At 40.8% G+C, this 11,351-nt stretch carries 12 protein-coding genes; 10 read left to right on the top strand and 2 right to left on the bottom strand.

Annotated features, from left to right (window positions below; translation table 11 throughout):
- Nucleotides 1–11: 11 nt before the first annotated feature.
- Both ABJK37_RS10205 and ABJK37_RS10200 read right to left on the bottom strand, forming a co-directional pair.
- Complete coding sequence (locus tag ABJK37_RS10205) at nt 12–728, bottom strand: M23 family metallopeptidase (protein WP_348352899.1); 717 nt, start codon at nt 726–728, stop codon at nt 12–14.
- 133 nt (nt 729–861) lie between these two features.
- The gene (locus tag ABJK37_RS10200; RefSeq protein WP_348352796.1) at nt 862–2,673 is read right to left on the bottom strand and encodes a protein-disulfide reductase DsbD; all 1,812 of its coding nucleotides are present in this window, start codon (nt 2,671–2,673) and stop codon (nt 862–864) included.
- A gap of 328 nt (nt 2,674–3,001) precedes the next feature.
- Between ABJK37_RS10200 and ABJK37_RS10195 the strand changes: the two genes are divergently transcribed.
- The 10 genes from ABJK37_RS10195 (at nt 3,002) to ABJK37_RS10150 (ending at nt 11,266) form a co-directional block, all read left to right on the top strand.
- Nucleotides 3,002–3,505 carry an FxsA family protein gene (locus tag ABJK37_RS10195; protein WP_348352793.1) on the top strand — a complete coding sequence of 168 codons (504 nt, stop codon included), beginning with the start codon at nt 3,002–3,004 and terminating at the stop codon, nt 3,503–3,505.
- 95 nt (nt 3,506–3,600) lie between these two features.
- Entirely contained in the window at nt 3,601–4,275 is a 675-nt protein-coding gene (locus ABJK37_RS10190; RefSeq protein ID WP_348352790.1) for a response regulator, read from the top strand.
- Between the two features lie 2 nt (nt 4,276–4,277).
- Nucleotides 4,278–5,597, top strand: a complete 1,320-nt coding sequence (locus ABJK37_RS10185) for an ATP-binding protein (RefSeq protein WP_348352787.1) — start codon at nt 4,278–4,280, stop codon at nt 5,595–5,597.
- Complete coding sequence (locus tag ABJK37_RS10180) at nt 5,590–5,961, top strand: cupredoxin domain-containing protein (RefSeq protein WP_348352784.1); 372 nt, start codon at nt 5,590–5,592, stop codon at nt 5,959–5,961. The genes ABJK37_RS10185 and ABJK37_RS10180 overlap by 8 nt, the downstream gene beginning before the upstream one ends.
- Nucleotides 5,951–6,730 (top strand): hypothetical protein, encoded by a 780-nt coding sequence (locus tag ABJK37_RS10175; protein ID WP_348352781.1) that lies wholly within the window; start codon nt 5,951–5,953, stop codon nt 6,728–6,730. The genes ABJK37_RS10180 and ABJK37_RS10175 overlap by 11 nt, the downstream gene beginning before the upstream one ends.
- Nucleotides 6,727–7,434, top strand: a complete 708-nt coding sequence (locus tag ABJK37_RS10170) for a hypothetical protein (protein WP_348352778.1) — start codon at nt 6,727–6,729, stop codon at nt 7,432–7,434. The genes ABJK37_RS10175 and ABJK37_RS10170 overlap by 4 nt, the downstream gene beginning before the upstream one ends.
- A 114-nt stretch (nt 7,435–7,548) precedes the next feature.
- On the top strand, nt 7,549–9,723 hold the full coding sequence (locus ABJK37_RS10165) for a glutamine synthetase III (RefSeq protein WP_348352775.1): 2,175 nt from the start codon (nt 7,549–7,551) through the stop codon (nt 9,721–9,723).
- Nucleotides 9,724–9,851: 128 nt separating this feature from the next.
- Nucleotides 9,852–10,127 carry a peptidylprolyl isomerase gene (locus ABJK37_RS10160; protein ID WP_348352772.1) on the top strand — a complete coding sequence of 92 codons (276 nt, stop codon included), beginning with the start codon at nt 9,852–9,854 and terminating at the stop codon, nt 10,125–10,127.
- Nucleotides 10,128–10,156: 29 nt separating this feature from the next.
- Nucleotides 10,157–10,408, top strand: coding sequence for a hypothetical protein (locus ABJK37_RS10155; RefSeq protein WP_348352769.1), 252 nt, complete (start codon nt 10,157–10,159; stop codon nt 10,406–10,408).
- Between the two features lie 105 nt (nt 10,409–10,513).
- Nucleotides 10,514–11,266 (top strand): hypothetical protein, encoded by a 753-nt coding sequence (locus ABJK37_RS10150; RefSeq protein ID WP_348352766.1) that lies wholly within the window; start codon nt 10,514–10,516, stop codon nt 11,264–11,266.
- Nucleotides 11,267–11,351: the final 85 nt, after the last annotated feature.

Raw genomic sequence — 11,351 nt, 5'->3', positions numbered from 1 at the left:
AACTTGAATTGTTATTCAAATTCAAAAGCAAGAGACTGATACTTGCCAAAAGGTTTGGCCCGGTAAACAGCAAAGTGTAGGTGAGGCAACGAAGAAAACCCTGTGTTACCTGAATAAGCAATTTTTTGGCCTTTCGCAATACGTTCACCTAAAGTTACCGCAACGCCATTTTGTTTGAGGTGATAATATTCACCTGTAGTATCGTCATCATGCAAAATCACCACATAGTTGGCATATTGGGCATAGTGTCGATTGGCGCCACCTAATGAATTATGCGCTACCAAATCAATCACTACGCCCCCTCTTGCAGCATGAACAGGCGTACCAATAGGCATGGCGAAGTCAACTGCATACTTCGAAGCACCTTGGTGGCTATAACCACCTCCAAAGCCTTGTACTATTCGAAAATGCTCACCTTTAGCATATGGAAAGTGATAAACGACATCCGCTTGATGCACTGCCAACATATTGCCGGGAGACCAAAAAAAAGACTCATCATACCAAGTATCTCGGGCTTGATTGATGGGCTGTAATTCAAGTACTTTAACTCGTTGATGCCCTTGAAGAACTTGATTGACCGTATAGTGATTTTGTCGAGCGTTGGACGATTTTAAGTTACTCGATTTCACATCTAAGGTAACGGTCACCACGAAGGGCTTTTTATTGAATAGCCAATAACTGACCCCTTTGTTTTGTGCCACTTTTTCCACACAAGCCCATTCATCCATGCAGTAATTAGCTGATTTCACGGGCGACGCAAAGCCGCTACCGCTAAGCAACATACAAAAAACAACAACAGGGTAAAAGTTAACCGCCCAACCAAAAGTTAAACAGCGGTTCACAGTGGCACCTAGATTCAAGCTATTTTGCGAAAAGACTATTTACATGCTGAGCAAATGGCTCCGCGCGCATAAAACCAGTCACTCTAGCAGTACTAATTTCTTGCCCGTAGACGTCAAAAAACAAAATGGTAGGCAAACCCAACACTGAAAAGTGTTCCTGAAAACCAATATTTTCAGCAGTGTTGTCAGTTAAATCAATTTGCATTAAAACTGAACCACTTAGAGCAGCAATAACCTGCTCATCTGAAAAAGTATATTTTTCAAACTCTTTACAGGCCACACACCAATCTGCGTAAAGGTCTAACATCACCGATTTACCTTGAGCATTGGCATCGGCTAATGCTTGGTTGAAATCTTCAAGGTTACTGACTTTTACAAATGTAGGGTGGGCAACTGACTGGCTTTTAGACTGAACCGCACCGTTGCCATATCCCATGGAGTTGATGGTTTGGTATCCATAACCAGCTGAAACAAATAGGCCAATAAATATCAATAGTGCCCTAAGCCCTTTGTAAAAAGTGCTGGGAGTATTTTGGTTCATCACATAAAAATAAGTAAAAGTAGTTAAGCCGAGTAACGCCCAAGCGATATCTGTGGCAATATGGCTGACCAATCGTTCTACAAACATAATGGCAACCGCTAGCATCATAAAGCCAAAAGTGACTTTGACCACATTCATCCAATTACCCGCTTTGGGTAATAACTTACCACCAGTAATAGCAAATAAAATCAGCGGGATCCCCATACCTAGACTCAGCACATACAAGGCACTGAATCCTAGAACTAAGTCTCCACTTTGGGCTATAAATAACAAGATCCCTGTTAGCGGTGCGGTGGTGCAAGGAGACGCCACTAACCCAGAAATTGCGCCCATAATGAGCACACCTATGTAACTGCCACTGGTTTGTTTGTTACTCATGGCATTCAGCTTTTCTTGCCATGAAGACGGCAATTGAAGCTCATAAGCACCAAACATGACTACTGCCAACAACACAAAAATCACGATTAGCGCGATTAGGATCGCTGGGTGTTGCAAACCGGCTTGAAACTGCACTCCAGCAGAAGCCACTACTAACCCCAATAACGAGTAGGTAATTGCCATGCCCTGGACATACACAAACGATAACGTCAATGCCCGAGATGTACTTATGCTCTTACCTTGACCTATTACGATCCCAGATAAAATAGGATACATAGGGAATACGCAAGGCGTAAAAGCTAGTCCGATTCCTAGGCCTAAAAATAACAACAAAGTGATAACTAAACTTTGTTCGCTAGACAACAAACTGGCTAACTCAAACTGTTCCGAAACTGGTTTTTCAGCAGAGACAGCATCGGCCGACGTTTTTGTAGACTCCATCTTTTCAATTTCAGCAGTGCCAACTTGATTTAGATACACCTCTTTGGTTGTAGGTGGATAACATAACCCGGCATCTGCACAGCCCTGATAGCGAATTTTTACGATGCCATCTTGCACCGACGTAACAATAGGATAAGTAATATCCAATTGCCCTCGGAAAACGTCTGACAAACCAAAAAACTCGTCTTCCACTTGTTCGGCAACGGGAAAAACAGGGGTTCCCAATTCAGCTTGTTTAACGACGGTTTTAAACTGCTTCTTATACAAATAATAGCCGTCTGCAACTTTCCAGCTTAAGGTGAGTTGATCGCCTTGCTGGGCAAAATCAAATTGAAACGCTTGGTCAACTTGTAAAAACTCTGGCTCTTCAGCAAACAAATCAGCTAAAGGGTCCGCCATTTGCGCCAAACTCGCAGTTGAGAACAAACCAAAAGTCAGCACTAAAATTAAATATCTCAAACTCAAATTCATCTACAACACTTCTTCTTTAAAGGTAACTTGGCGAAATGCCAGTGGGTATTATTTATACTTTAATGGACGAACCTTAACAAATAATTAAGACTGCACCTCACTTTGTTTACAGACCCCAAATTAGTTCAGCAAATTTCACCCATGAGTCAATTTACTCGAAATTAAAATAAACCCGCCTGAGTCATTTAAGTGATTAGACAAATGACGCAACACTCTGTAACAATGCATCACTTGGTTTTTGAGGTTTTAATACCAGTATTATATCAAACCCCATCAAAAATAGGTTATACCTTAAGACTGAAGGTATCACCCAAATAACGAGGCTCCTTTGTTTAAACTATTTTTATTATTCGCCATTTTACCTATTGTCGAAATCGCCATTTTACTTAACGTAGGTGAACAAATTGGGGGGTGGTATACAGTGGCTATCGTTATTTTAACTGCCTTTGCAGGTGCGCAATTAGTTAGACAACAAGGGCTTAGCACCTTGATGCAAGCTCAACAGAAAATGCAGTCTGGCACTATGCCAGGCCAAGAAATGGCTGAAGGTTTATTACTGGTAATTGCAGGGATCTTATTGGTTACACCTGGTTTTATCACAGACGGGATCGGATTTTTATTGAGCCTACCTATGACACGCCCAATCATCGCTAAAGGATTACTCAAGCACTTATCAGTTAAGGTTGTGACTCAATCCTTTAATGGCAACTATACTCAACACCAAACTCACAGTAACAATCAATCTGAAGATATCATAGAGGGTGAATTTGAGCGCAAAGAAAACCCTGCAGAAAACCTGCCCCTTAAGGACGACTTAAGAAAACCTGATTAAACTTGGACTATACCTTTTACACTTAAATTAGGAGATTTGCCGATTATTGCTTTTTGAGCTTAACGGAAATCCGCCTTACAGAACCCATTAATACTATGCGAATTTTATTAGTTGAAGATGATTTACCATTAGCAACCGCACTGCATCAATCACTCAGAACCGAAGGGTTTACGGCTAACCATGTGGCTGATGCCAAGTCCGCTTTGCTTGCCATCGATACCAATGAATGTGACATGCTGATCCTCGATTTAGGTTTACCTGACATGGATGGCTTAGTGTTACTGAAACAAATAAGGCAAAAAAATTTAAAACTGCCGGTGTTGATATTGACTGCCCGAGATTCCATTGAAGACAAAATTAAAGGGCTTGATAAAGGGGCTGATGATTACCTAAGTAAACCTTTTGACGTAAACGAGTTGATTGCTCGCCTGCGCGTTATCGAGAGAAGATTAGGTACCGCTACCACTTCGACTATCACTATAGGAGAGGTAAACTTGGACTGCGCATCCCATGAGCTAACAGTTGCAGGTAAATTTGTTGAGTTGTCACGCAAAGAATTTATGCTGTTAAAAGTGCTATTAGAACAGGCTGGGCGAATACAATCGCGAGAACAGCTTGAATCTAAATTATATGAGTGGGGTGAAGAAGTTGCGAGTAACGCTGTAGAAGTGCATATTCACCACCTTCGAAAAAAACTCCCCGACGCTTTTATCAAAACAATTCGCGGTGTAGGGTACAGTATTAAAGCTTCTGCGAATTTAGAGCACTAAGTTTGTCTATACGCCGTTATCTAACGTTGATTTTATTGTCGGTGATTACGCTCATTACTTTTGCCGCTGCCATTCAGGGGTACCGCAGCAGTATGGCAAAAGCTACCAGCGTGTTTGATAATCAGTTGCGTTCCTTAACGTTTGTTTTGGTTGATATTACTGACTTAGGAACCCAATCAATACAACCCCAAACAAGTGCCGCTTTTGTCTTCCAAATATGGCAACAGGATAAATTAATTGTCAATTCACACCCGGCGTTAGACACGGCCATTACTGAGTTCAAAAGTGAGTTTTCTGAACACAATTTTTTGGCGCAGCGATGGCGTACCTATGGGCATTTTTTTGAATCCAGTAAAAAATGGGTATTAGTGGCGCAACCGCTAAACAGTCGATTTGAACTGTCAGAACAAATGATTTTAGCTGCTGTCACACCACTTGTGTTTTGTATTCCATTGCTAACTATCATTATATTTTTATTGGTGAGCTCTGGTCTGCGCCCCTTGCGACTGCTATCTGAGAACTTGCGAAATAAAAAAGTTGACGACTTTAGTCCCATTTTGCTGCAAAACCAGCGTAACGAACTCAGTCCAGTCTTAGATACCTTAAACCAATTGTTTGAACGCCTAAACGCAGCTTTTTCCCGTGAAAAACGTTTTGCATCTGATGCAGCACATGAACTACGAACGCCTCTGAGTGTGTTAAAAATCAACGCTCATAATTTAGCAATAGAACTCAACGATCCCTCGAACACTAACATGCAATATCTGCAACTCGGAATTGAACGTATGAGTCATGTGGTAGAGCAAATTTTACTACTCAATCGTACCAACCCTGAGCAATATCAAGGTCAATTTGAATACTTTGACCCAGCGTCACTTTGTCAAACAGTAATCACTAGTTTATTTCCACAAATTGAAGCTAAAAAACAAGAAATCGAACTGCTTGGAAAAGTTGCCAAAATTAATGGCGATGAATTTTCGCTGGGCATACTGTTGCAAAATTTAATCTCTAATGCGAGTAAATACTCTCCAGAAGGTTCACTAATACGAGTCACTTTAAAATCACTGAATAAACGGGTGATAATTCAAATAGAAGATACGGGCCCAGGAATTGATGAATCAGAATATCAAAGAGTGTTTGAGCGATTTTATCGAATCGGAGGTGATCGTCATAACACTAACGTATCTGGCTGTGGTCTAGGCTTAGCCATTTCACAGCATATAGCTGAATTACATAAAGCCACCATAAAATTAAGCCGTTCTAAACAGTTATCTGGCTTATCGGTTGAGCTGCTTTTGCCACAAAGTGATCCAAATGAGTAAATTGGTACGTTACCTCTCATTGTCCTGTGGCACCTTGAGTGTCTTATTGTGTTTTCCTGTGTTGGCTGCGGTGACTGAGTACCACCTGACCCTCAAAGATCATCTTTTTTTCCCTTCACAAATCACTATTCCAGCTAATCAAAAAGTTAAGTTAATAGTCGAAAACCTAGACCCCACGCCTGAAGAATTCGACAGTTTTGCTCTAAACCGAGAAAAAGTCATTTTTGCTCGCCAAAAAGCGACCATATTCATTGGACCTCTTAAACCCGGAGAATACAGCTTCTTTGGCGAATATAACCCTAATACTGCTCGTGGAATTGTCATTGTTGAACATCAAAATCAAGAGGTACCTGATGCTCATTAATACAGTTATTTTGTTTTTACGTGACGCTTTACCCATTTTAGTCTTAATCGCGTATCTATTTGCACACCTACCCACTAGCAAATCGTGGTTATTAATAAGCTTAGTGGCGAGTGCTATTTTAAGCCTGATATATAACAGTCAAATCCATACCATTGAACAATGGTTTGATGGTACAGGCATTGAATTATTAATATGGCTTTCACAACTTTTGGTGTACTTGTTAGCGGTAATTTTGGCTGCTGAGTTAACTTTCTCTCGGTGCTCAAAACACTACATTGTATATTGGATAGCGGGTTTAATGACCTGTCTAACAATGGTATCTAAAGGTAGTAACTTCATTTTATATTTTGAAGGATACCTACATCAAAGCAATGTATTGCAATCTATGTTACTGGGGACGTTTTTAGGTTTAGGAATTTGCCTAAGTTTAGCAGTGCTATTGTATCTGACAGCTCATTGGTTAAAGCAACAGTTTGGTCTTTGGGCGACTTGGTTATTAATACTGGTTTATGCAACGGGTCAATTCGTTAACGCGCTACCATTATTGGTTCAGGTCGACCTTATTGATGCTTCAAGCACGGCTTGGAGTAGTCAGAGTGTGTTAAGTGATGAATTTGAATTCGGGCATTTATTCAATGTGTTATTTGGCTATCAAGCGACACCTTCTATTTTCCAAGTAATTGTCTACGTTTTTGCTTTATCAATCCCTCTGGTTACTTTTTATTGGCTTAACCTAAGCACAACCAAACATGCAGGTAACAAACAATGAAAGCCTTTTATCGCGTTTATACTGCGCTTTTGTATTCCCTATGCTTTGTGCCCATCAGCTGGGCCGATGGCATTCCAGTGGACAAAGTGTACCACCCATACGTATTGGCCAATGAAAGGGAGATAGAATGGCGTTTTGTTTCTAGGCAGAACGATAACGGCAACGTGCTAGCGCAGCGTTTTGCCTACGGACACGCCCTTTCTGAATACCTCACAATTGAGGGTTATATTGTAGGGGAAAGAGACGACACAGGCGATTTTGGATTACAAGCCTATGAAATAGAAACCCGCTGGATGTTGACTGAACAAGGTGAGTTATGGGCCGATTGGGGGATGTTGTTTGAGATTGAAAAGCAACATAGAGAAGACATTTACGAATTTACCAGTGGTTTGCTATTTGAAAAAGAATTTACGCAAACCAGTTTAACCATCAATGCTTTGCTTGTTTATGAATGGGGAAAGGACATTCAAAACGAATTTGAAACTGAAATTAGACTTAAGTATCGCTATCGTTATTTGCCTGCTTTACAACCTTCTATCGAACTCTATACGGGTGAAGATTTTGTTGGCATCGGCCCCGGCTTTATGGGAGTACATAGGTACCAAGGGCAAAAACAACTTAAATGGGAGTTAGCCTTTATCGCTGGCCTAAACGGCGACACTAAAGACCATACTCTAAGGTTCGCCTTAGAATACGAATTCTAATACTCCATATCTGGCCTAAAAGGTGCTTTGTCTTTGCTTAGACCTGCATAGATTTCCTCTATACCTATTGAGTGAATCTTTGAATCCCCCTTTAAAATAAGCGAAGGACAAGATATGAGTGGAATGACATCACGTAAAAATGCAATAACTGAAATCACTAATCGCGCACCAAAAGCGTGCAAAAAGCCTGAACCATTGAACAAAATTTGGGCGACAGATGTTTTTGGTTTGGCAGCAATGGAAGAGGCGTTATCAAAAAACGCATTCAAAGCGATTAAAAAAACAGTTCAGACAGGTGCAACATTAGACTCAGCAACAGCTGATATTGTAGCGGCAGCCATGAAAGATTGGGCAATTGCCAAAGGCGTAAAATTTTTCTCGCACATCTTTTACCCTATGACCAATATTACGGCTGAAAAACATGATGGTTTTATCATCACTAATTCAGACGGTGGCGCCATTACTGAGTTTACTGGTAGTTTGCTGATTAAGGGTGAACCTGATGGTTCTTCTTTCCCTAACGGCAGTTTACGTATGACCAACGCAGCTCGTGGTTATACAGCATGGGATCCAACGAGTCCGGCCTACGTTATGCAGACGGCTAATGGGGCAACATTAATGATCCCAAGTGTGTTTATGTCATGGACTGGCGAAGCACTTGATAAAAAAATACCGCTACTACGCTCAAATAAAGCCATGGATAAAGCAGCGCAAAAAGTGCTATCCCTAATGGGCGAAACAGAGATTGCGACCCTGAACTCCAGTTGTGGTGCTGAGCAAGAATATTTCTTAGTTGATGAGCACTTTGCTAATACTCGTCCAGATTTATTAATGGCAGGCCGTACCTTATTTGGCGCACCTCCAGCTAAAGGTCAACAATTTGATGATCATTATTTCGGTGCTATCCCAGCGCGTGTTCAAGTGTTCATGCAAGATTTCGAAGACAAACTTTACCGCTTAGGCATCCCAGCCAAAACCCATCATAACGAAGTTGCACCTGGTCAATTTGAAATCGCCCCTTACTTTGAAGCAGCGAATGTTGCCGCCGATCATCAACAATTATTGATGACACTTATGAAAAGTACGGCTAAAGAGCATGGCTTTTTATGTTTATTACATGAAAAACCTTTTGCAGGAGTCAATGGCTCAGGTAAACACGTTAACTGGTCGGTAGGAAACGCCACTCAAGGTAATTTACTTGATCCGGGTAGTACACCTCACGATAACCTAAACTTCTTATTATTCTGCGGCGCTGTTGTTCGTGGCGTACACAAATATGGTCCACTTCTACGAGCGGTTATCGCCTCAGCAGCAAACGATCATCGCCTTGGGGCAAATGAAGCACCTCCTGCTATTTTATCGGTGTACTTAGGTACCCAATTAGAAAGTGTATTCAACGATATTAAAGAAGGTAAATTGCTTAAAAAAGCCAAGGGCGGCTTAATGGATCTTGGTCTATCTCAAATCCTTCAATTTGAACGTGATCCTGGCGACCGTAACCGCACATCGCCTTTTGCCTTTACCGGCAACCGTTTTGAATTTAGAGCTGTTGGCTCTTCTCAGTCGGTATCAGGTCCTTTAGTTGCCATGAATACCATGTTAGCCGATTCACTGAATTGGATCGCTGATAAACTTGAAGCAGTAATGGCCAAAGGTGAGGACAAAACGTCTGCCGTCATCACTGTATTGCAAGAACTCATGCAGTTACACGGTAATGTCATATTTGGAGGCGATGGCTATTCTAGCGAATGGCATAAAGAAGCAGTTGAAGAAAGAGGCTTAAAAAACATTCCTACTACTGCTGATGCTTTACCTGCTTTTAAAGATGAATCAGTGATTAAATTGTTTGAGTCAACGGATGTATTATCGCCCGCTGAACTTGCAAGTCGTTTTGAGGTTTATGCTGAACAATACATTTTGTCGATTGAAGTAGAAGCCAAATTAGTCATCGGCATGGCCAACACTAGAATATATCCGGCAACAGTTCAGTATCTAGATAGCCTTTCAAGCGCCGCGACTAATCTTAGCGCTCTGAACATTACTATCAGTCATAATAGTATTGATGAAATCGCCGCAGAGACTGACGCTATGATGGCTTCTGTTAGCAAACTTAAAGAAGCATTAGCTGTAGAAGAGTTTGATAGTACAGAAGCACACATGAATCACTGCGCCGATGTGTTATGTCCGCTTATGTTAGAAGTACGCTCTCATGCAGACGCTTTAGAACTGATCGTTTCTGATGAACTGTGGCCATTACCTAAGTATCAAGAAATGTTATTTATTAAATAGAACTATTTTTAGATAAACAGTTCACAATCAAAAAGAAAAAGAGCTTAGGCTCTTTTTCTTTTTTTAATACTGCTAACTGATAAACTCACCCATCTAATATTGTTCTCACGTTAATTGGGTCACACAAGATGAAAGCCTGCGCCTGTCACATTTTAGTTAAAGATAAAGCCCTAGCCGAAAAACTCAAAAGCCAGCTCGACAAAGGTGGTAACTTTCACCAGCTAGCCAAAAAACACTCCATCTGTCCTTCTGGTAAAAAAGGCGGAGACTTAGGCGAATTCAGCCCAGGTACTATGGTTAAGGCATTTGACAATGTGGTATTTAAAAAAGAAATCCTAACGGTTCACGGCCCAGTGAAAACGCAGTTTGGTTATCATTTGATTAAGACGTTATATCGAAGTTAAACATATTGTTAGGTGTACAGAGGAATACGATGAAACTAGGATATGCTATTGCTGTTATATCTATGACTTTGAGCTTAATTGACTTTACGTCGGACAATCCTAGTTTGTTTGGCGCGCTTACTTTAATAATTGGGTTGTTTGCCATCGTCTTTCAAAAGGCAGAGTCTTCTAACAACCCAAAACGTAGTAGAAGAGATCGCGAACAAGATTTTGAACCTGAGATTCAAGAACTATCTAATTATGACAATTCAGGTGGTGACGGAGGCAGTGTTGGAGATTAGCTCACCTAACAAACACAGCAAATCTGACTCCGCTGTTGATGCGAAGCGTTATGCACCAAACTAGGTATATTTTGCATTCATAGAATAAACGGCAACCTTTTAAACATGGAGTCAATCATCATTAGCAATAATTCGACTGAAAGCAGATCTGCGGACAATAAGTTTTTTGGTTTATTTGCACTCTTTATTACTTTCATAGTATTCGGTGGATTTGCCCTAAATTCGATATCTAATCCAAGTAATCTAGATAGAGTTACCTTATGGACTGGGTTACACGGTGCTTTCAGTGCAACGTGGTATTTATTACTTCTTAGTCAAATAAAATTATCGAGCAAGGGTAACTATTCAACTCACAAAAGTCTCGGAAAGCTGAGTGTTTTCTTGGTGCTTGGAATATTATTAACTGGATCAATAATGATTTATGAGTTTTATCATCGCATGGAGGGCTTTGGTGTATTTAACCCTGAAGATGCACAAGCCAGATTGCGAGCAGGTAGTTTTCTCGGCGGAGCTTTTCTTCAGTGGTTAGTTTTTTTAGTACTGTACATTCTAGGTATTCTAAATGTAAAAAATCCGGCTCACCACAAACGGTTTATGATTGCAGCTGCCACTCAAATGATGCCAGAGGGCTTGAATCGCGTTACGCACTTACTATCAATACCAGGGTACTCCATGTTTATTTTCATGATTTCGGTCTACCTAATCCTCATGTTCTATGACTGGAAAGGACACGGCCGTTTATATTCCAGTACGGTGTTATCGTTTGTTTTATTTTGTTTTTTAGTACTTACTATGCACACTGTTTTTAAATGGCAAGCTTGGGGCGACTGGTCAGTAAAATTGATCAGTAATATTTAACATTGGCGCATAACAAGCCAATCACTCCGTTCGCTGGGACCAATACACGAAGGGCGACGTCCTAAACTTTTGTATGGCTAATTTG

Source organism: Paraglaciecola sp., assembly GCF_039964565.1.
Taxonomy (GTDB): Bacteria; Pseudomonadota; Gammaproteobacteria; order Enterobacterales; family Alteromonadaceae; genus Paraglaciecola.
Note: the sequence above shows the minus strand (reverse complement) of the source record. Positions and strands in the feature narration are given on the sequence as shown.